We start from the raw sequence: 20,332 nt of genomic DNA, 5'->3' as shown, positions 1-20,332 counted from the left end.
GCCGCAGCCATGCGGGGAAGATTAAGGGGAACGGGGGCTTCGCGCAGGGCAAGACACCCGCGCGCGGGGCCCGGCGGGTGCGCGCTGGGCGAACACGCGCGCGGGCCGCGGGCCGGGCAGGGGGCCGCTCCACCGGCCTCGGCGCCGTGCGAGACTTGCCGTCGTGAGCGTGAACGAGAGCCCGGCGGGCCGGCAGCCGACAGCGACGTACGACAGCCCCTTCCTGAAGGCGTGCAGGCGTGAACCCGTGCCGCACACGCCCGTGTGGTTCATGCGGCAGGCCGGGCGCTCCCTGCCGGAGTACCGCAAGGTCCGCGAGGGCGTCCCCATGCTCGAGTCCTGCATGCGGCCCGACCTGGTCACCGAGATCACGCTCCAGCCGGTGCGCCGCCACAACGTGGACGCGGCGATCTACTTCAGCGACATCGTCGTCCCGCTGAAGGCGATCGGTCTCGACCTCGACATCAAGCCGGGCGTCGGCCCGGTCGTCGAACAGCCGATCCGCACCCGCGCCGACCTCGCCCGGCTGCGCGACCTCACCCCCGAGGACGTCTCCTACGTCACCGAGGCGATCGGCCTGCTGACCCGCGAGCTCGGCTCCACCCCCCTGATCGGCTTCGCCGGTGCGCCGTTCACCCTCGCGAGCTACCTCGTCGAGGGCGGCCCGTCGCGCACGTACGAGAACGCCAAGGCGATGATGTACGGCGACCCCGAGCTGTGGGCCGACCTGCTGGACCGGCTCGCGGACATCACGGCAGCGTTCCTGAAGGTGCAGATCGAGGCGGGCGCGAGCGCGGTCCAGCTGTTCGACTCCTGGGTCGGCGCCCTCGCCCCGGCCGACTACCGCCGCTCGGTGATGCCCGCCTCGGCCAAGGTCTTCCAGGCCGTCGCCGGGTACGGCGTCCCGCGCATCCACTTCGGCGTGGGCACCGGCGAGCTGCTGAAGCTCATGGGCGAGGCCGGCGCGGACGTCGTCGGTGTCGACTGGCGCGTCCCGCTCGACGAGGCGGCCCGCCGCGTCGGTCCCGGCAAGGCGCTCCAGGGCAACCTCGACCCCACGGTCCTGTTCTCCACCCCCGAGGCCGTCGAGGCGAAGACCCGCGAGGTGCTGGACGCGGCGGCCGGTCTGGAGGGCCATGTCTTCAACCTCGGCCACGGCGTCATGCCGTCCACCGACCCGGACGCACTGACCCGGCTCGTGGAGTACGTCCACACGCAGACGGCCCGCTAGAGCCGCGCAGCACGCTCACCCACGCTCACCACGTGTGCCGGGGCCGCGCCCGCCTGCCGAACAGCAGACCGCGCGGTTCCGGCGGCGGGGGCGTGCCCGGCTTGAGCGGCCAGGCCAGCAGCATGCCCGCGAGGAACCCCACGACGTGCGCCGCGTACGCGACGGTGCCCGCGTCGGAGACGCCCTCGCCGGAGGAGTACACCGCCTGGAGCACGAACCAGAGGCCCAGCACGGTCCAGGCCGGCAGCCTCAGCGGCAGGAAGATCAGGAACGGCACGAGGACCCACACCCTGGCCTTCGGATACAGCACCAGGTAGGCGCCCAGCACCCCCGCTATCGCCCCCGAGGCGCCGATCAGCGGGTCGGCCGACTCGGCGTTCAGCAGCGCGAAGCCGTACGAGGCCGCGTAGCCGCAGGCGACGTAGAAGAGCGCGAAGCGGACGTGGCCCATGCGGTCCTCGATGTTGTTCCCGAAGACCAGCAGGAACAGCATGTTGCCCAGCAGGTGCAGCCAGCCGCCGTGCAGGAACATCGCGGTGAGGACGCTCACCTCCGGGGACTTGTCGTAGTCCGGCGGTCCCAGCAGGCAGGCGCCGTCCCGCACTTCGCCCGTGGGCACGAGCCGGGGCAGCTGATCGTGGATCAACTCGCGTGGCACGGCCGCGTACTGCTCCAGGAACGCGTGCAGATGGCAGGCCTGGGCCAGGCTGCTGTCCCCGGCCATGGCGCCGGACAGGCCGGGCATGAAGAGGAACACGAAGACGTTGACGGCGATCAGCGCGTACGTCACCACCGGGGTGCGGCGTGCCGGGTTCACGTCATGGACGGGGATGACCACAAGGAAGTACTGCCCCCGATCCGTTCGGTGAATCGGTGAACGCCGCACCCCGCGGGCGCGTATGAAGCGGCAACCGTCCGCGGCACGGGGAAGGCGGGCCGCGGGGACGACGTGAGGATCAGGCGATGAACGACCGAGTTACTCCTCCGATGCACGCCACGCCCGACGGTGAGGCGGAGATCGCTCTTGTCATCCGGCTGCCCTGGGAGGACGTGGCGCGACTCGGCCAGGAGGCGGGGCGGCTCGCCTCGCAGATGCAGCGGCCGGTGACGCTCGACGAGGCCGTCAGTCACCGGTTGCGCACCCGGCCCGCGACCGCCGCGCACGCCAAGCCGGCCGAGCAGCCCGCGGCCGCCGCCGTCTCCGCCCTGCCGAGGCTCAGCGGGACGGCGTAGTCGCCCAGCGGGGCGCCGAGGGGTGCGGTGGACGGCGCCCGCGGACCGTGCGTGGCCGCTCGCGCGGTGCGCTCGTCGGGGACACGTCACGGATCACGCCCGAACTGGACGAGGCCTTCAAGGAAACCGACCTCGCCCACACACTGGCCGTGTCCGGCAGCAACCTCACGATCATGCTCGCACTGCTCCTCGGGCCACCCGGCCTGGCCCAGCACGTCGAGCGCCGTGGCCTGGCGCCCCGGCTCGGCATCCCCCTGCGGACGACCGCGCTGCTCGGCGGGGTGCTCACGCTCGCGTTCGTCGTCGTGTGCCGGCCCGACCCCGGTGTGCTGCGGGCGGCGGCCTGCGGAGCCGTCGGCGCCCCTGGCCCGGCTACCCGGCCTCTCGTACCTTCGCCGCCGCCTTTCTGGCCGCCACCAGCACCGGGTCCCACACCGGGCTGAACGGCGGGGCGTAGCCCAGGTCCAGGGCCGTCATCTGTTCCACCGTCATGCCGGCCGTCAGGGCCACCGCGGCGATGTCCACGCGCTTCCCCGCGCCCTCCCGCCCGACGATCTGCACGCCCAGCAGCCGTCCCGTCCGCCGCTCGGCCAGCATCTTGACCGTCATCGGGGAGGCGCCGGGGTAGTAGCCGGCGCGGCTGGTGGACTCGATGGTGACCGTCTCGTACTGGAGGCCCGCCCTGCGCGCGTCCTTCTCGCGCAGACCCGTGCGGGCGATCTCCAGGTCGCAGACCTTGCTGACGGCGGTGCCGACCACGCCGGGGAAGGTGGCGTAGCCGCCGCCGGCGTTGGTGCCGATGACCTGGCCGTGCTTGTTGGCGTGGGTGCCCAGGGGGATGTGGCGGTCCTGGCCGGAGACCAGGTCGAGAACCTCGACGCAGTCACCGCCCGCCCAGATGTTCTCGTGGCCGCGCACCCGCATCGCCAGGTCGGTGAGGAGACCGCGGTGGGCGCCCAGGGGCAGGCCGGCGGCTTCGGCGAGCGTGCTCTCCGGGCGGACGCCGATCCCGAGGACCACCACGTCCGCCGGGTACTCGGCGCCCTCGGCGACGACCGCCCTCACCCGGCCGTCCTCGCCGGTCGGCAGTTCGGTGGCCTCGGCGTCGTTCACCATGGTGATGCCCAGGCCCTCCATGGCGGTGTGCACCAGGCGGCCCATGTCCGGGTCGAGGGTGGACATCGGCTCGCTGCCCCGGTTGACGACCGTCACCTCGAAGCCGCGGTTGATCAGCGCCTCGGCCATCTCGACGCCGATGTAGCCCGCGCCCACCACCACCGCGCGCCGCCCCCGCGCGCGCGTGAGCGTGTCGAGCAGCTCCTGCCCGTCGTCCAGCGTCTGCACCCCGTGCACGCCCTCGGCGTCGGCCCCCGGCATGTCCGGCCGGATCGGACGGGCCCCGGTCGCGATGACGAGCTTGTCGTACGGCGTCCAGGACTCCGCCCCCGAGTCGACGTCACGCGCGCGTACCCGCTGCCGGGCCACGTCGATCTCCGTGACCTCGGTGCGCAGACGCACATCGATCTCACGCGCGCGGTGCTCCCCGGGCGTGCGGGCGATCAGGTCGTCCCGCGCGGTGACGTCACCGCCCACCCAGTACGGGATGCCGCAGGCGGAGTACGACGTGAAGTGGCCGCGTTCGAAGGCCACGATCTCCAGCTCCCGCGGCCCCCTCATGCGGCGGGCCTGGGACGCCGCGGACATGCCCGCGGCGTCCCCGCCGATCACCACCAGCCGCTCCCGTCCGGTGCCCCCGGGGCGCGCGCTCTCGCTCATGCTCATGCGGACACGCTACGGGTGGGCGGCATCCCGGTCCTGCCCGGGCTCGTCGGGCGCCGTCCGCCGCCGGCCCCGGAGCAGCCGCAGCCACACCAGGAGCAGCACGAGGGCCACCGTGGCGAACGGAAGCACCGCGCCGAACGCGACGGCGAGCCAGCGCAGCACCGTCACCAACGCCTCCCAGCCGCCCGCGAGCGCGTCCAGGAAGCCCGGTTCGCCGTCCTCCTTCGCCTTCTTCTCCACCGGCTTCTCGGAGAGCGTCAGGGTGATGGTGGCCATGGTGGTGCGGTCCTTGAGGGACGCCTGCCGGGCGAGCAGCGCCTCCAGGTCGGCCTCCCGCCGGCTCAGCTCGCCCTCCAGGGTGACGACGTCGCTCAGCTCGGTGGCCTGGTCCATCAGTTCGCGGATCCGGGCGACACTGGCGCGCTGCGAGGTGATGCGGCTGTCGACGTCGACGACCTGGTCGGTGACGTCCTGCGCCTTCGCGGTGCGCTCCAGGAGCCTGCCCGCGCCCTGGAGGCCGGAGAGGACGTCGTCGTACTTCTCGACCGGCACGCGCAGGACGACCCGGGTGTGCTCGGCGCCCTCCTCGTCGCGGGTGGTGGTCTCGTCGCCGACGTACCCGCCCGCGTTCTCGGTGGTGGTGCGGGCCTCGTCGAGGGCCTTGGGAACGTCCGCGACCTGCACGGTCAGGGTCGCGGTGCGGATGATGCGGTTCACGGGCAGCGTCGGCGCCGCGCTCGGCCGGGAGCCGCTCGCGCCCGCGCCCTCCTTGGCGGCGTCGGCGGCGCCGGCCTCCCCGACGGCGGCCTTGTCGTCCGCCCCGGAGGCGCTGCCTCCTCCGGAGTCGTCCGAGGCACTGCAGCCGGTGAGCGCCGCCGCGGCGGCCAGCAGCAGGCCGGCCAGGGCGTGGAGCGGCCGTACGGAACGTCGTCTGCGCATGTGGGCGTACCCCCCGGGGGTCGTGGAACGAACGGCAGTCCTTCCTTCGACGCCGGGACGGGGCAGGGCGTTTGCGGGAATCGGTTCCGATGAGGTCACGGTCGGGACGCGGGGAGGACACCGGGGCGCGGTCGGAGTGTCAGGGGGGTCTGAGAGAGTGGGCGCATGAGCGCAACGGGTACGAACACGGGGCACGTCGTCGTCGTGGGAGCCGGTGTCGCGGGCCTGGCCGCCGCTCACCGGCTGCTGCGGCGCGGGGCGCGCGTGACCGTGCTGGAGGCCTCCGGCCGGGTCGGCGGCAAGCTGCTGCCGGGTGAGATCGCGGGGGTGCGGGTCGACTTCGGCGCGGAGTCGATGCTGGCCCGCCGCCCCGAGGCGGTCGCCCTCGCGCGCGAGGTCGGCCTGGCGGACCGCCTCCAGCCGCCGGCCACCGCCACCGCCTCGATCTGGACCCGCGGCGCCCTGCGCCCCATGCCCAAGGGCCACGTCATGGGCGTCCCCGGCACCGCCGCCGCGCTCTCCGGCGTCCTGTCCGACGAGGGCCTCGCCCGCGTCGAGCGCGACGCCGACCTGCCCCGCACCGAGATCGGCGAGGACGTGGCGGTCGGGGAGTACGTGGCGGCGCGGCTGGGCCGCGAGGTCGTCGACCGGCTGGTCGAGCCGCTGCTTGGCGGGGTCTACGCCGGTGACGCCTACCGCATCTCGATGCGTTCGGCCGTCCCGCAGCTCTTCCAGGCCGCGCGGACGCACACCTCGTTGACCGAGGCCGTCCGCGACATCCAGGCGAAGGCCGCCGCCCAGCAGCAGACCGGCCCCGTCTTCATGGGCATCGAGGGAGGGGTCGGCCGGCTGCCGCTCGCGGTGGCGGAGTCGGTCCGCGCGCACGGCGGCGAGATCCTGACCGGGGCGCCGGTGACGGAGCTGCGCAGGGTGGCCGCGCCGGCCGGCGAGGGCGAGCCGCGAGCCGGGGACGCCGGCGCCCGGGACGCCGGCGCAGGCGGCCGGGAGCACGCGGCCTGGCGTGTCGTCGCCGGGGAGCGGGTGCTGCACGCCGACGCCGTCATCGTCGCCGTCCCCGCGCCCGTCGCCGCCGGTCTGCTGGCCGCCGAGTCCCCGGAGGCGGCCGCCGAGCTGCGCACCGTCGAGTACGCCTCCATGGCACTCGTCACCCTCGCCTACCGCCGCTCCGAGGCCGCCCTGCCCGAGGGCAGCGGCTTCCTCGTCCCGCCCGTCGACGGCCGCACCATCAAGGCGTCCACCTTCGCCTCCCGGAAGTGGGGCTGGATCGCCGACGACGACCCGGACCTGATCGTGCTGCGCACCTCCGTCGGGCGGTACGGCGAGACGGAGATCCTGCGGCGGGACGACGCCGATCTCGTCGCCGTCTCCCGGCAGGACCTCGCGGCGGCCACCGGTCTCGCCGCCACCCCCGTCGAGACCCGCGTCACCCGCTGGACCGACGGACTGCCCCAGTACCCGGTCGGCCACCACGCGCGCGTGGCCCGTGTCCGCGAGCACCTCGCGAAGCTCCCCGGCCTCGCGGTGTGCGGCGCGCAGTACGACGGCGTCGGCATCCCGGCGTGCATCGCGAGCGCCCACGCGGCGGTCGACCAGATCGGCGGCGACCTGCGCGCTGTGCAGGAACTCACCGCCCACCCGGTGCAGAGCCTCCACGGCGGAGCAGGAGAATGAGAACCATGAGTGACGACGCCCCCACCACCGAGTCCGGCAGGATCCCGAACAAGGGCAAGCTGGCCAAGGACCTCAACGAGGTCATCCGCTACACGCTGTGGTCCGTCTTCAAACTGAAGGACGTGCTGCCCGAGGACCGCACCGGCTACGCCGACGAGGTCCAGGAGCTGTTCGACCAGCTCGCCGCCAAGGACGTGACGATCCGCGGCACGTACGACCTGTCCGGTCTGCGCGCCGACGCCGACGTCATGATCTGGTGGCACGCCGAGACCAGCGACCAGCTGCAGGAGGCGTACAACCTCTTCCGCCGCACGAAGCTGGGCCGCGCCCTCGAGCCGGTCTGGTCGAACATGGCGCTGCACCGCCCCGCCGAGTTCAACCGCTCGCACATCCCGGCGTTCCTCGCCGACGAGACGCCCCGCGACTACGTCAGCGTCTACCCCTTCGTGCGCTCCTACGACTGGTACCTGCTGCCCGACGAGGACCGTCGCCGCATGCTCGCCGACCACGGCAAGATGGCCCGCGGCTACCCCGACGTGCGCGCCAACACGGTCGCCTCGTTCTCGCTCGGCGACTACGAGTGGATCCTGGCGTTCGAGGCCGACGAGCTGTACCGCATCGTCGACCTCATGCGCCACCTGCGGGGCTCCGAGGCCCGCAGGCACGTCCGCGAAGAAGTCCCCTTCTTCACGGGACGCCGGAAGTCGGTGGCCGACCTGATCGCCGGCCTGGCCTGACCGGCCCGTCCGGCCGGCGGGTCCCGCCGGGCCCCCTGACCGGACCGGACCCGCTTCAGCTCCTCGCGTGGGCCGCCGCCTTCCCGGGGCGGTCCGCCGGCCTCGGCTCCGCGTGCGGCGCGCAGGCCGCGCGCCGCACCGGCAGCCGCCCTTCCAGCAGGTACGCCTCCAGGTGGCCGTTGACACACCGGTTCGGCCCGCCCGCGATCCCGTGCGTGCCGGAGTCCCGCTCCGTCACCAGCACCGAGCCCGTCAGACGCCGGTGCATCTCCAGGGCCCCGTCGTAGGGCGCGGCGGCATCCCGCTCCGCGGCCAGGATCAGCGTCGGAGGCAGCTCGCCCGGCCCGGTCCGCACGTCCAGCGGCTTCTGGCGCGGCGCCGGCCAGTAGGCGCACGGCAGGTTCAGCCACACGTTGTCCCAGGTCTCGAACGGCGCCACGCGCGCGATCCGCGTGTTGTCCCGGTCCCACACCCGGAAGTCCGTCGGCCAGGGCGCGTCGTTGCACTCCACGGCGGTGTAGACGGCGTTGGCGTTCTCCGCCTCCGCCGCGGCCTCCCGGGCCGGCGCGGCCAGCCGGACGAGCGGCTTCGGATCACCCTTCAGGTACGCCGACAGCGCCTCGGCCCGGGACGGCCAGAAGTCGTCGTAGTACCCGGCCTGCAGGAACGCGCCCTGCAGCTGCCCGGGGCCCACCTTCCCGCCGGCCGGCTCGGCGGCCAGCCTGGCGCGCGCCCGCTCGTAGCTGCGCAGCACCCTCTCCGCCGTCGCGCCCAGCCCGTACACGTCGTCGTGCCTGGCGATCCATTCGCGGAAGTCCGTCCAGCGGCTCTCGAACGCCACCGACTGGTCCAGGTTGTTGCGGTACCAGACCTGCGCCGGGTCGGGGTTGACGGCCGCGTCGAACACCATCCGCCGCACGTGCGCGGGGAACAGCGTCGCGTACAGCGCCCCGAAGTAGGTGCCGTACGACGCGCCCATGAACGTCAGCTGCCGCTCGCCGAGCGCGGCCCGCACGACGTCCAGGTCGCGGGCGTTGTTCAGCGAGTTGTAGTGCCGCAGGGCGCTGCCCGCCCGCTCGGCGCAGCCGCGCGCGTACGCCTTCGCCGCCGCGATGCGCTCCCGCTTGTACGCCTCGGAGGGGTGTGTCGGCGCCGGTGAGGGCGCCTTGAAGAAGTGCCGGGGTTCCTGGCAGGACAGCGGCGCCGAGCGGCCGACGCCGCGCGGGTCGTAGCCGACCAGGTCGTACGCGGCCCCGATGCGCTTCCAGGCCGGCAGCTGTCCGATCATCGGGAAGGGCAGTCCCGAGGCGCCCGGTCCGCCCGGGTTGAAGACCAGCGCGCCCTGCCGGGGCACCCGGCGCTTGCTGTTGTGCGGGTCGCGCTGGGTGGCCCGCACGCGGCTGACGGTCAGCCGGATCTTCCTGCCGTCCGGTTGCGCGTAGTCGAGCGGAACGGTGACCGTGCCGCACTGCATGGCCGCCGACAGCTCCTGTGCGCCGGGGCACGGGCCGAAGACGATGCCCTCCTGCGTGGCGCGCGCGGCCGCGACCGCGACGCCGGAGCCGGCGGCGGCGTTCGGGACCCCGCCCGCGGGGGCGGTGGAGAGGGTGGTCAGGAGCAGGGCTCCGGCGGCCGGGTAGAGGGCGGCAGCTCTCATCGCGTGTCCCTTCGGTCGGCGGCGACAAAAGGGATGTTTGGTGCGCCGGTTGGGGAAGGCAAGCACCGTCCGCGGGTGTCGGCGCCAATGCCCCGTGTGCGCCTGCCCGGGACCCGGATGCGCCCGAGCCGGTCCGGTCCTCAGCCGCGCCCGTACGGCTCGCGGTGCGCGAAGGCCGCCCGCAGGTCCGGCTCGCCGACGGCCCGGATCCCGCGTACGGCGACGGAGGTGAGGTAGGTGCGGTCGTCACCGGCGCCGTCGGCGTGCCGGGCCAGCGCGCCCACCAGCCGCTGGCCGGCCGGGGAGGCCCACCGCGAGTAGGGGTGCACCTCGATCCGGGCGATGGCCAGACAGCTCAGGGTGAGCGCGAGGGGCAGCGCGAACCAGAGGGCGACCAGGGTGCGCGGCACGTCCAAGGAGGCGGGCATCAGCAGCGCCACGGTACCCAGCGCCAGCACGGTCACGGCGGCGCCCCGTACCTGCCGCACCCCGGCCGCGACCGTCGTCCGCGCCCCGTCGGGCACCGCGAGGCCGGCGCCGACCAGGCGGTCGGCGAGGCCGCGCACCGCGTCCGCCGCGGCCGCGGCCGCCCGCACCGGTGCGATCCGGGACTGCCCCTCCGGTCCGATGGCCCCTATGACCGACCGCTCCATCTCGTCGCGTCCGCGCGGGTCCACGACGGTCGCCCAGCCGGTGTGGGCGAGCAGCAGCCGCCGCTCCCGTGCCATGGACACCAGGGTCAGATCGGCGACCCGGCGCGGGCCGCCGGAGAGGAACGCCGCCTCGTACAGCGTCAGATCGTGTTCCACGCCCGCGTCCGCCTCGACGGCCGCCGTGCGGACGGCTGCCAGGCACAGGCGGGTGCACGCCGCACCGGCGACGGTCCAGGCGAGCAGCAGGAGGAGGACCCAGAACATGCCGTTTTTCTATGCCGGACGCGCCGGGGAACACCATGCCTTGTTCACCATCCGGACACAGTGTTGCGCGTCTGTGACGTTCCGCTTCCCCCGCGGCCCGGCGCACCGGCCTCAGGAACCGCCCCGCGGCGCCGGTGGACCTGTCGCGGCCGGCGGCAGGGTGTGACTCGGGTACGGCGAGGGGGTGACCGGCACGACCTCGCCGGGGCCGGCCACCGGACCGGGCGCGGCGGGGGAGCCGGCCGGCGTCGGGGCGCCGGTGGACGCCAGCTGCCGCGCCAGCGCGTCGAAGTCGACGTACCCGGTGGCCTCCAGGACCTTGATGTGGTCCAGCACGGTGGTGTTGGCGTCGTCTGCGAGCTCGCGCACCAGCAGGTTGCGGGTGGCGGCCCGCACCTGTGCGACGACGGAGAACACCCGGCCGTGCGCCAGCCGCAGGACGTTGGCGAACTTCCGGTCGAACTCAACGCCCTGCGCCGCGTCCAGCTCCTCCAGCCAGCCCCGCTGCCGGTCGTCGGGCTCGTTCGGCAGTCCGATCCCGAGCTGCGCGGCGACCGAACGCACCCGCTCGTCCAGGAAGGCGTGCCCCTCGACGAGATGCCGCCCCGCCGTCCGTACAGCCTCGGTGGTGCCCTTCTGCTGCGCCTGCTGCCCGGCCGGCAGCTCCCACAGCCCGGCCAGCCGCACCTTGGTGAGGAAGTCCCGGTCCAGCGCGGACAGCGGACCGTACATCGTCGCCACGGTCTGCGCGTTCAGGACGTCCGCCCCCGCTTCCGGCCGGTCCTCGTACGACCAGATCGGGTAGACGAGGGCCACGAGCGTCGCCGCCAGGCACATGATGATGAGCCCGGTACCACTGAGGATGCCCCTGCCTTTGATCGGGGGACGCGGTCGCATGGTGCCTCCTGCGCACGGCACCGCACGCCGGTGTGCTTCGGGTGCGGGGTTGGCATGTTACTCGCCCGTGCGAAGTTCCTTACGGGGGCGAAGGGTTGCTTCACGGGCATCCGGGGTGAAAGGGGCTTGACCGCCCGGACGTGTCCTGTGTCACGGTGGTGCACCGCCGCCCCGCCCCGCCCCGGCCCTGGTGGCGGGTCCCCGGTCCCGCAGGGGTGCGACGGTGACGGAGGAGGGTCCCCAAGTGCGCATCCACCCCTGGCTGCACGTCGTTCCCGACCAGTCCGGCGTGCCGCTCGGCGAGCTGCTGCCGGTGTCGGGCAGGACGTACGTGGCCCGAGTCGACGGGCTCGGGATGACGGACATGGACGCGGTGTTCCAGCGGTTCTGGGACGCGCTGCGGCTGCCGGACCACCTCGGCTGGAACCGGGACGCGTTCTCGGACTGTCTGCGTGACCTGGGCCGGCTGGACGCGGAGCACCATGTGTTCATCGTCGACAACGCCCAGGCGATTCCGGCGGACGACGCGGCGGAAGGAGAGCGGTTGTGGCGGGTCGTCCTGCGGGCGGGCCGCCGGTGGTCCTGCACGAAGCGGCCCGAGGCCGTGGAACTGGGCCGGCTGGTGGTGGTCGCGTCCTGCGACGCCGACTCGGTCGAGTCGATGACGGGTCTGCTGCAGACCCTCTGGCCTCCTGGCGACGAGGCCCTCCCGCCGACTCGGCGGGAGGGCCTCGTCCACGTCCGGCAGCGGGCGGAGCGACCGCCGCCGGCGCCGTGCCGCCGCCGGATGACCGCCCGCCGCTCCGGTCACCGGCGGATCAACGACCGCCCCACCCGCCCCAGCCGCGACCGGCGCCTCGGGGCGGGGCCCGACCGGTCCAGCCACCAGCGGCGCAGCTCCCGCCGCGCGCGGCCCTCCTCCAGCGATGCGCCGAGCAGCACCCGCTCCGCGAAGTCGAGGGCGTCCTGCCGGTACCCGCCGCGCATCGGGTGCCCCTGGGCGTACGCGAGGAACGCGGTCCGGTATGCGCCGCCGAGGATCAACGGCAGCTCGGGGGCGACCTTCGCCACCACGTCCGCCCGCTTCGCCGCCAGGGCCCGCGCCTGGACCCCGAGCCGTACGCGGTCGAAGCCCTCCGGGGCGGGGGTCCCGGCGACCAGGGCCGACAGCAGGGCGGCCTGGGCGAGACCGAGGCGCTGACGGGTGGCGTCCGGGACGGCGGCCCGGCCGGCGTCCGGGGTACGGGCGGGCCCGGTCGCGTCCGCCGGGGCGGTCCGGGTGCGGGCGCCCTCCTCCACGGCCTCCCGGATCGACGCCAACTCCCGCTCCAGTTCGCCCGGTTCGGGGAAGTTCTCGTCGCGCTCCAGCAGCACCCCCGGCGGGGACACCCGGGACGCGAGGTCGGTCAGGACGTCGAGGACCGGGCGCGGGACCGGGTGGGCGTGGCTGTCGTGCCAGACGCCGTCCCGCTCGAAGCCGCCCGCGACATGGACGTACGCGATGGCCTCCAGCGGCAGTTCGGCGAGGGCCTTGGCGGGGTCCTCGCCGCGGTTGACGTGGTTGGTGTGGAGGTTGGCGACGTCGATGAGCAGGCGTACGCCGGTGCGGTCGGCCAGCTCGTACAGGAACTGACCTTCCGTCAGCTCCTCGCCGGGCCAGGCGATGAGGGCCGCGATGTTCTCCACGGCCAGCGGCACCGGCAGCGCCTCCTGCGCGATGCGCACGTTCTCGCACAGCACGTCGAGCGCGTCACGGGTGCGCGGCACCGGCAGCAGGTGCCCGGCCTCCAGGTGCGGGGAGGCCGTCAGCGGCCCGCCCGCCCGCACGAAGGCGATGTGCTCGGTGACCAGCGGGGACCCCAGCCCCTCCGCCCGCTCGGCGAGCGCCGCGAGCCGCCCCTCGTCGGGCCGCTCCGCGCCGCCGAGCCCGAGCGAGACCCCGTGCGGGACGACGGTGACCCCGCGCTCGCGCAGCCGCAGCAGGGAGTCGGGCAGGTGCCCGGGGCAGACGTTCTCGGCGACGACCTCGACCCAGTCGATCCCCGGCATCCGCTCCACGGCCTCCGCGATCTCCGGCCGCCAGCCGATCCCCGTACCCAGTCGCGTCATGACCCCGCCTCCTTCGTGCCCCCCTCGGTGGTGACGTGGGTATGACCCGGCCACCGCCCGGCGAACCGCCCGCGGGCCCGCTTCAGAGCAACATTTGAGGTTCAGCGCAGGGCCGGGTGGTCCGCGACCACCGTGCAGCTCCCCGGCGCGATCTCGGTGAACCCCGCGTCCCGCACCACCGGCAGCCCGCTCGCCGTCAACTCCCGCCACCGGTCCGGCTCGGCCGTCCGCACGGCGAGCGCGAAACCGGTCTCGCGCCAGGCGGTCCGCTCCTGCTCCGGCAGTTCCCACCAGGCGAGCTGGGCGCCGTGGCCGGCCTGGGCCATCGCCTTGCCCGCGGACATGCCGAGGTCCGGGTTCAGCCAGATCACGGGGGCCGTGGCGTCGGCGTCGACGGGCGGTTCCGGGTCGTCCAGGTCGGTCCCCGAGACCTGGAGCCTCGCCAGGTCCTTGGGCCAGCCGTCCAGCGGCACGGGCGGGAACACCCGCACCTCCGCCGACTTGCCCGTGACCGTGATGCCGGGCAGCGCCTCCGCCCTGCGCCACTCGGCTCCCCGGGCCCGCCGCACGACCTTGCGGATCCGGGCGTCCTGCCAGTCCCGCACCGCCCGGGCCCACTCGCCGTCGCCCAGCGCACGCTCGTCCGACAGGAGCGTCAGCACGGCCCGCGCGGCCGTCTCCAGCGCGTCCGTACGCGCCGGCGGGGCGGCACGCTCGATACGGACCACCAACGGGAGAACGAACTGCGGCGCCTCGTCACGCGAGGAACGCGAGGAAGGCGGGGCACGGAAGGGGCTGTCGCCGGGAACGGCCGGATCACTGGTCACGTCCTCCAGTCTGCCAGGGGGAAGATCCTTGCTTCCGCGCACGTGAGAGGACGGTCCGCATGCCACAGGAGCTACGGCTGGAGGCCGTGGGCCGCCGCTACGGCATCCGCGGCCCCTGGGTTCTCCGCCACGTCCACCTGCGGGCGGCCGCCGGCACCCTCACCCGCATCGAGGGCGCCAACGGCACGGGCAAGTCCACGCTCCTCCGCCTCCTCGCCCGCGTCGACGCCCCGACCGAGGGCAGGGTCACCGGCCGCCCCCGCACCGCCTACGTCCCCGAACGCTTCCCGCCGGCCCTCCCGTTCACCGCCCTCGGCTACCTCACCCGTCTCGGCACCGTCCACGGCCTGACCCGCGCCGCCGCCGAGCGCGCCGCGGGAGACCGGCTCGACCGCTTCGGCGCGTCCGCCTACGCCCGTACGCCGATGAACCGGCTGTCGAAGGGCAGCAGCCAGAAGGTCGCCGTGGCCCAGGCCCTCCTCGCCGAGCCCGAGCTGCTGATCCTGGACGAGGCGTGGACCGGCCTCGACGCCGAGGCGCGCGCCGAACTGGAGCGGGCGGTCGCCGAGCGGGTGGCCGCCGGCACAGCCGTCGTCTTCGTCGACCACGACCCCGGCCGCCTCACGGACGCGGCGGACGCCGTGTACACGGTCCGCGACGGCGGCCTCCACCACCGTACCGGGGAACCGGCCGCCGCCCCCGACGGGCCGCACACGGCCATCGAGGTGCGCGGCCCCGCGCCGCTGCCGCCGGAAGCGCTCCGCCTCGCCACCGCGACCGGGGAGACGGCCGACCGCACCCACCGGCTCGCCGTCCCCGCCTCCCACTCCGACGTCGTGCTCCGCACCCTGCTGACCGCCGACCCGCCGTACCACGTGGTGAGCGTGCGTCCGGCCGACCGCGAAGGCCGCCGATGACCGCCCTCCTGCGCTACCAGGCCGACCTGCTCGTCCGCTCCCAGCGCTGGCTGCCGCCGTTTCTGCTCTACGCCGTCTTCCTGGCCGTGGGCGTGCAGGGCGGCCAGCCGCTGCTGGACTCGCTCGGCTACGCGGCTGCCGCGCTGCTGCCCGTCTCCGCCTGGCTGGTGCGCGTCTGCGTCACCCAGGAACCCCCGGCGGCCCGCACCGTCGTCGCGGCGGCGACCGGACCCGCGCGGGCCCATCTGGCCTGCGTCCTCGTCGGGCTGATCGCCGCCATGGCCCTCGGGGCCGCCGCGACCGCGGTCGTCGTGCTCGTCGGCGACCCGGTCGGCGCCGACCACCAGCGGCGCGTCCCCCTTCTCGAGGCCTCCGCCGCCGGACTGCTCGCGGCCCTCACCTGCGCCATGCTCGGCACGGCCGTCGGTGCGCTCACCGCCCCGCCCGTGGTGCGCTCGCCGGGCCGGGCGATCCCCACGCTGCTGCTCGCGGCGCTGCTGGCCCTGGTGATGGCGGGTTCCCCGGCGCAGGCGGCGGTCAGCGGCCTGGTCACCGGCTCGCGCTCCGCGACGATCAGCCCGCCGCTGCTGCCCCTGGCCGCCGCGGCCGTCCTCACGGCCGCGGCCACGGCGGCGGCCTGCGCGCTCACCTCCCGCAGATCACCCTGAGCAGGCGGTGCGCTGCGCCTCCTGCCACTCGCACACCGGGCACAGCGTGATCCCCTTGTACGACTCCGGGTACTCCGTCGGTTCCCGGCACAGCACGCACTCCGCGTACGGCGGCCCGTCGGCCTTGGGCGGCCGGGTCGCGTCGATCAGGCAGTAGCCCATGTCGCCGTCGTCGCTCATGCCTCCAGCGTACGAGAGCGCGGGCGGCTCACCGCCGGCCGTTCGCGGCCCCGATCAGCTCGGACACCTTCACGAACCGGTAGCCCCGCCGGCGCAGCTCGGGAACGATCGCGCGCACCGCCCGCTCGGTCGTCGGGGCGGCGCTGCGCGTGCAGTGCATGACCACCACCGACCCCGGCCTCACCCCGTCCAGCACCTGCCGGGCCACGGCGTCCGCGTCCGTCGCGAACGCGTCCCCGCTCACCACGTCCCACTGCACGGCGGTCACCCCGGCGCCGCCCACCGCCCGCAGCGCGCGCCGGTCGTAGCAGCCGCCGGGGAAGCGGAAGTACGGCCGCGCGTCCGCGATCCCGGCCTCGCGGAAGGCCGTGTACGCCCGTTCCACGTCGGCCCGCATCCGGTCGTCGGGCACGGTGGGCAGGCCGTAGCAGTCCTCGGTGAAGGCGTAGTGGCTGTAGGAGTGGTTGGCGACCTCGAACAGCGGGTCGCGACCGATGGCGCGGGCCTGGTCCGGGTACTCCTCGGCCCACCGGCCCGTCATGAACACGGTGGCCGGCACCTTCAGGGCCCGCAGCGCGGCGATCAGCTCCGGGTTGTCGAACCGCTCACCCGCCGCCGCACGCGCTCCCTGGCCGGCGGTCATGTCGGCGTCGAAGGTGAGGGCGACGGTCCTGTCGCGGCCGCGGGGGGCGTGCGAGAAGACAGGGGTCAGACCGCCCGGCCCCGGGGCCAGCGTGGGCGGCCGGGACGGCGCCGGCGAGGGCGGGACGGGTGCGGGGCGGGCCGCTCGGGGCGCCGGGTCCGTGCCGCATGCGGCGAGCGCGGTGCCCAGGAAGCAGAGGGCGACGAGTCGGCGTACGGGAGTGATCATCGTATGAAGATATGACCGGCGATGTGTGGTTTGTCTTTATATATGTACGCGCCTCGTGGCCTGTCACCCGCCCGGGCCCTCGCCCCGGATGCTCGGGACGGGCGTCGGCCGCGGGACGGACGTCGGGGAGGGAGCGGCCGGGATGCAGGGGGTCTGCCCGCTGCCTACACTCGACGGGGGAATCGTTCAGGGACGTGAGGCCTCTCATGACCACGCCGCGGGACCTGTTGATCGTCGCTCTCGGTGAGGAGCGCGGCCGCCCTGTGGAAGCGGGTGACCTGTCGCTCGCGCTGGCGGGAGCCGAGCTGATCGATCTCCTGCGGCTTCCGGCCTCCCCGGCCATCCGGCTCGACGGCGGGCGCATCGTGCCGGGCCACCTGGACGCACCGGCGGATCGCCTGCTGGCGGAGGCCGCCGCCTCCCTCGTCATGGACGATCCATGGGAGCCGGTCGGCGACTGGCTGTGGCGCAGAGGCGACTCCCTGGCCGCTACGTACCTCGCCGTCCTGGAGGAGGAAGGGCTGATCGTGCGGCAGGGCGGGGGCCGCTTCCGCAGCGGGGAGCCCACTCCGGCCGATTCGCCCTCCCGCCGCCGGGCGGTGGAGCGCTGGGCCTCCGGCGAGCCCGTCCTCGTCGCTCTGGCGCAGAGCCTCGACGTCCACGGCGAGCTGGGCGCTGATCCGCCGAACATCGCGGACTACGCCGTGGCGACCGTGCTGGCAGCCGTCAACGACGCGCTGCTGGAACTGGACGCCGAACGGCAGCGACGGAGCATCGAGCAGGCCGCCTTCGACAACGTCTGGCGCGGCCTCGATTGAAGACGACGGGCTGCCGGCGGGCGGGCACCTCGCCACCCGGGAGCAGCCCGAGCTCTTCGTGCGCGAGCCGCGCGAGCCGCGTGAAGGACTCCGGTCCCTTCGCCCGCACGTGACGGTGCTCGCCGCTACGGAAGAGCCGGGCTGATCCGCGGGACACGCGTTACCGGCGCCAGGGGCCCGTCACCGCGAACGTCGTCCCCGGCGTGTAGCAGTTGACGTACATGGTCCGGCCGTCGGGGGAGAAGGCGACGCCGGCGAACTCGCCCCACTCCGGTTCCTCGGGCGTGCCGATGTTCTGGCGGCCACGGGCCATCGCGTACACCTCGCCGCCCCTGGTCACGCCGTACACGTGTTGCGCGCCGTTGCCGTCCTCGCAGACCATCAGGCCGCCGCCGGGAGCGAGGCAGATGTTGTCGGGGGACTCGCCGGGCAGTTGCACGTCCGTGTCCGGGCCGAAGACGATCACCAGGGTCAGCCGGCGGAGCTCCGGGTCGTAGCGCCAGATCTGGCCGTAGTGGTCGGCCGCCGAGCCGTCCGTGCCGCGCGCGAACGACGACACGAAGTACACGCACCGCCCGCCCCAGTAGCAGCCCTCCAGCTTCTGCGCGTGGGTGATGCCCTTCGGGCCGAAGTCCTGGAGGCGGACGGGGGTCCGCGCGGCCAGCGGGTCGGGGACGTCGACCCACTCGATGCCGTCGAAGGCCGCGCCCGTCTCCTGGATCGACGACAGGTCCGGCACACCCGGCACGCGCATCGCCTGGAGCCGCCCGCCCGCACGCAGCGAACCCACGCCGCCCAGCGGCTTCTCCGGCAGGAAACGGTAGAAGAGGCCGAAGGGTTTCTGGAACGCGTCCTCCGTCTCGTAGACGATCCCGCGCCGCGGGTCGACGGCGATCGCCTCGTGCTGGAAGCGGCCCATCGCGGTGAGCGGGACGGCGCCGGTGCGGTGCGGGTCGGACGGGTCGACCTCGAAGATGAAGCCGTGGTCCTTGGTGTAGCCGTTGGTGCCGGCCTGGTCCTCGTTCTCCTCGCAGGTCAGCCAGGTGTGCCACGGGGTGGGGCCGCCCGCGCAGTTGACGGCCGTACCGGCGATCGCGACCCGTTCGTCAAGCACCCTGTTGTCCGCGTCGAGCGTCAGGGCCGTGCAGCCGCCCTTGCCCGCCGGGTCGTAGGTCAGACCCTTGACGGCCGGCACGCCGAGCTCGGCGGTGTGGCGGTTCTCGTGGTTGCGGACCAGGTGGACCCGGCCGCGGCGGCCGGGCAGGGCCGTCATGCCGTCGTGGTTCGAGGGGACCGGGCCCTCGCCGGAGCGCAGCCGGTCGCCCTCCCGGGACAGGACCCGGTAGCGGAAACCCTCCGGCAGGTCGAGCAGGCCGTGCGGATCGGGGACGAGGGGGCCGTAGCCGGTGTGACCGAGGTTCTGGGCGGCGGCCGCGTCCGTGAAGAGCTCGGACAGCGCCCCGGAGAAAACGATGCCCGCTCCGGCGGCACCGGTGCGGGCGAGGATCTGACGGCGGGTTGCCGCGTGACGGACTTCGGACATAGCGAAACCTTCCTGCTGGCGGACAGGAACTTCGATCCCGCTGTGTCTACCACTCGCCGCGCGCCTCGGGAACAACGCGCGTAGCGCGCGTCACCGGGTGACGGCCCGCGGCGGCGACGGTGTCCGGGGCGGAGACGGGCGACAGAGGGCGGCTCGGACACCGTCTGGCCAAACCGCGACGGCGTCCGAGCCGGTGACGCCGGCTGGAACTACGACGGCGTCCGAGCTGGTGACGCCGGCTGGAGCTACGACGGCGTCCGAGCCGGTGACGCCGGCTGGAACTACGACGGCGTATGAGCCGGTGACGCCGACTGGGGCTGCGACGCCGTCTGGGCCGGTGACGGTGTCTGCGGCGGCATCTGGTCGAGCGGCCGTGGCTGCGCCAAGGGCTGCCCGTCCCGCGGGGCCTGCTCCGGCCGGGAATGGACCTGCGGTGCCGATTCCGGTCCGTGCAAAGGCTGCTGGGGCCTCTCCAGGAAGCGCAGCAGTTCCACCGGGATGGGCAGCACCAGCGTGGAGTTCTTCTCCGCCGCCACCGCCATCACCGTCTGAAGGAGCCGCAGTTGGAGCGCGGAAGGGGTGTCGGCCATCTGCTGCGCCGCCTCGGCCAGCTTCCTGGACGCCTGGAGCTCGGCGTCCGCGTTGATGACCCGGGCCCGCCGCTCACGGTCCGCCTCGGCCTGGCGGGCCATCGAGCGCTTCATCGTGTCCGGCAGGGACACGTCCTTGATCTCGACCCGGTCGATCTGCACACCCCAGCCGACCGCCGGGCTGTCGATCATCAACTCCAGGCCCTCGTTGAGCTTCTCCCGGTTCGACAGCAGGTCGTCCAGCTCGCTCTTGCCGATGATCGACCGCAGCGAGGTCTGGGCCATCTGGGAGACGGCGAAGCGGTAGTCCTCGACGTTGACGATCGCCGCCGTCGGTTCCACCACCCGGAAGTAGACGACCGCGTCGACCCGTACGGTCACGTTGTCGCGGGTGATGCCCTCCTGGGCGGGCACCGGCATCGTCACGATCTGCAGGTTGACCTTGCGCATGTGGTCGACCACCGGGATCACCGTGGTGAAGCCCGGTTTCCGGACGTCGCCGAGGACCCGTCCGAGCCGGAAGACCACCCCGCGCTCGTACTGCTTGACCACCCGCGCGGCCGCCGCGAGATACGTGAGTCCTCCAGCACCGACCGCCACGGCCGCCGTCAGCAGTGCCTCGAGCATGACGACCTCCTCCACCAGAGGTCCGTAATGTCTGTTCCTGCAACGATATGTCGTGGCCGGGTCCAGGGCCATGCCCCGGACCCGGCCACGGGTGGCG

General features: G+C 74.0%; 19 protein-coding genes and 2 pseudogenes. 9 read left to right on the top strand and 12 right to left on the bottom strand.

The features are described 5' to 3' along the window. Positions 1-163: 163 nt before the first annotated feature. Positions 164-1,231 (top strand): uroporphyrinogen decarboxylase, encoded by a 1,068-nt coding sequence (gene hemE / locus ACIHAR_RS17300; RefSeq protein ID WP_365463176.1) that lies wholly within the window; start codon positions 164-166, stop codon positions 1,229-1,231. 25 nt (positions 1,232-1,256) lie between these two features. On the opposite strand, the gene ACIHAR_RS17295 is transcribed toward hemE, so the two are convergent. After that, positions 1,257-2,069, bottom strand: coding sequence for a rhomboid family intramembrane serine protease (locus ACIHAR_RS17295; protein WP_365463179.1), 813 nt, complete (start codon positions 2,067-2,069; stop codon positions 1,257-1,259). A 125-nt stretch (positions 2,070-2,194) separates the two neighbouring features. Between ACIHAR_RS17295 and ACIHAR_RS17290 the strand changes: the two genes are divergently transcribed. Further along, positions 2,195-2,464 carry a hypothetical protein gene (locus tag ACIHAR_RS17290; protein ID WP_365463182.1) on the top strand — a complete coding sequence of 90 codons (270 nt, stop codon included), beginning with the start codon at positions 2,195-2,197 and terminating at the stop codon, positions 2,462-2,464. 65 nt (positions 2,465-2,529) lie between these two features. Continuing rightward, positions 2,530-2,859, top strand: a pseudogene (locus ACIHAR_RS17285) (ComEC/Rec2 family competence protein); the annotation flags it as partial. Here the strand turns inward: ACIHAR_RS17285 and ACIHAR_RS17280 are convergent. Then, positions 2,837-4,240 (bottom strand): FAD-dependent oxidoreductase, encoded by a 1,404-nt coding sequence (locus ACIHAR_RS17280; RefSeq protein ID WP_400020197.1) that lies wholly within the window; start codon positions 4,238-4,240, stop codon positions 2,837-2,839. The pseudogene ACIHAR_RS17285 and the gene ACIHAR_RS17280 overlap by 23 nt on opposite strands. Before the next feature lie 15 nt (positions 4,241-4,255). Beyond that, entirely contained in the window at positions 4,256-5,185 is a 930-nt protein-coding gene (locus ACIHAR_RS17275; RefSeq protein ID WP_400020142.1) for a DUF4349 domain-containing protein, read from the bottom strand. Positions 5,186-5,350: 165 nt separating this feature from the next. Between ACIHAR_RS17275 and hemG the strand changes: the two genes are divergently transcribed. Further along, a complete protein-coding gene (gene hemG / locus ACIHAR_RS17270) occupies positions 5,351-6,877 on the top strand; it encodes a protoporphyrinogen oxidase (RefSeq protein ID WP_365463191.1) in 1,527 nt (508 codons plus the stop codon). Positions 6,878-6,882: 5 nt separating this feature from the next. Then, positions 6,883-7,614, top strand: a complete 732-nt coding sequence (hemQ, locus tag ACIHAR_RS17265) for a hydrogen peroxide-dependent heme synthase (RefSeq protein ID WP_365463194.1) — start codon at positions 6,883-6,885, stop codon at positions 7,612-7,614. A 55-nt stretch (positions 7,615-7,669) separates the two neighbouring features. On the opposite strand, the gene ACIHAR_RS17260 is transcribed toward hemQ, so the two are convergent. The 3 genes from ACIHAR_RS17260 to ACIHAR_RS17250 form a co-directional block, all read right to left on the bottom strand. After that, positions 7,670-9,271 (bottom strand): alpha/beta hydrolase, encoded by a 1,602-nt coding sequence (locus ACIHAR_RS17260; RefSeq protein ID WP_400020139.1) that lies wholly within the window; start codon positions 9,269-9,271, stop codon positions 7,670-7,672. A 140-nt stretch (positions 9,272-9,411) separates the two neighbouring features. Then, complete coding sequence (locus ACIHAR_RS17255) at positions 9,412-10,188, bottom strand: TIGR04222 domain-containing membrane protein (RefSeq protein ID WP_400020137.1); 777 nt, start codon at positions 10,186-10,188, stop codon at positions 9,412-9,414. Positions 10,189-10,299: 111 nt separating this feature from the next. Then, the gene (locus tag ACIHAR_RS17250) at positions 10,300-11,085 is read right to left on the bottom strand and encodes a DUF4142 domain-containing protein (RefSeq protein ID WP_400020135.1); all 786 of its coding nucleotides are present in this window, start codon (positions 11,083-11,085) and stop codon (positions 10,300-10,302) included. Positions 11,086-11,275: 190 nt separating this feature from the next. Between ACIHAR_RS17250 and ACIHAR_RS17245 the strand changes: the two are divergent. After that, positions 11,276-11,653 (top strand): annotated as a pseudogene (locus ACIHAR_RS17245) (barstar family protein); the annotation flags it as partial. A 239-nt stretch (positions 11,654-11,892) separates the two neighbouring features. Here the strand turns inward: ACIHAR_RS17245 and ACIHAR_RS17240 are convergent. Together ACIHAR_RS17240 and ACIHAR_RS17235 are read right to left on the bottom strand one after the other, a co-directional pair. Continuing rightward, on the bottom strand, positions 11,893-13,194 hold the full coding sequence (locus ACIHAR_RS17240) for a DUF692 domain-containing protein (RefSeq protein WP_365463206.1): 1,302 nt from the start codon (positions 13,192-13,194) through the stop codon (positions 11,893-11,895). A gap of 101 nt (positions 13,195-13,295) precedes the next feature. After that, complete coding sequence (locus ACIHAR_RS17235) at positions 13,296-14,021, bottom strand: aminoacyl-tRNA hydrolase (RefSeq protein ID WP_400020133.1); 726 nt, start codon at positions 14,019-14,021, stop codon at positions 13,296-13,298. Positions 14,022-14,080: 59 nt separating this feature from the next. Here ACIHAR_RS17235 and ACIHAR_RS17230 point away from each other — a divergent pair, with 59 nt between their 5' ends. Further along, positions 14,081-14,938 (top strand): ATP-binding cassette domain-containing protein, encoded by an 858-nt coding sequence (locus ACIHAR_RS17230; protein WP_400020131.1) that lies wholly within the window; start codon positions 14,081-14,083, stop codon positions 14,936-14,938. Continuing rightward, positions 14,935-15,606, top strand: a complete 672-nt coding sequence (locus tag ACIHAR_RS17225; protein WP_400020129.1) for an ABC transporter — start codon at positions 14,935-14,937, stop codon at positions 15,604-15,606. Before ACIHAR_RS17230 ends, ACIHAR_RS17225 begins: the two co-directional genes overlap by 4 nt. On the opposite strand, the gene ACIHAR_RS17220 is transcribed toward ACIHAR_RS17225, so the two are convergent. Together ACIHAR_RS17220 and ACIHAR_RS17215 are read right to left on the bottom strand one after the other, a co-directional pair. Continuing rightward, positions 15,598-15,786, bottom strand: coding sequence for a hypothetical protein (locus ACIHAR_RS17220; protein WP_365463218.1), 189 nt, complete (start codon positions 15,784-15,786; stop codon positions 15,598-15,600). The two genes, ACIHAR_RS17225 and ACIHAR_RS17220, sit on opposite strands and share 9 nt — an antisense overlap. A 28-nt stretch (positions 15,787-15,814) precedes the next feature. Beyond that, positions 15,815-16,657, bottom strand: a complete 843-nt coding sequence (locus ACIHAR_RS17215; protein ID WP_400020127.1) for a polysaccharide deacetylase family protein — start codon at positions 16,655-16,657, stop codon at positions 15,815-15,817. Positions 16,658-16,863: 206 nt separating this feature from the next. On the opposite strand from ACIHAR_RS17215, the gene ACIHAR_RS17210 reads away from it, so the two are divergent. Then, the gene (locus ACIHAR_RS17210; protein ID WP_365463224.1) at positions 16,864-17,475 is read left to right on the top strand and encodes a GPP34 family phosphoprotein; all 612 of its coding nucleotides are present in this window, start codon (positions 16,864-16,866) and stop codon (positions 17,473-17,475) included. 160 nt (positions 17,476-17,635) lie between these two features. On the opposite strand, the gene ACIHAR_RS17205 is transcribed toward ACIHAR_RS17210, so the two are convergent. Continuing rightward, the gene (locus ACIHAR_RS17205) at positions 17,636-19,018 is read right to left on the bottom strand and encodes a PhoX family protein (protein WP_400020125.1); all 1,383 of its coding nucleotides are present in this window, start codon (positions 19,016-19,018) and stop codon (positions 17,636-17,638) included. A 281-nt stretch (positions 19,019-19,299) separates the two neighbouring features. Next, the gene (locus ACIHAR_RS17200) at positions 19,300-20,235 is read right to left on the bottom strand and encodes an SPFH domain-containing protein (protein ID WP_400020123.1); all 936 of its coding nucleotides are present in this window, start codon (positions 20,233-20,235) and stop codon (positions 19,300-19,302) included. Positions 20,236-20,332 lie beyond the last annotated feature (97 nt).

Origin of the sequence: Streptomyces sp. NPDC052016, from assembly GCF_044548445.1 — a bacterium.
Taxonomy (GTDB): Bacteria; Actinomycetota; Actinomycetes; order Streptomycetales; family Streptomycetaceae; genus Streptomyces.
This window is presented reverse-complemented; position numbering and strand designations above follow the sequence as displayed.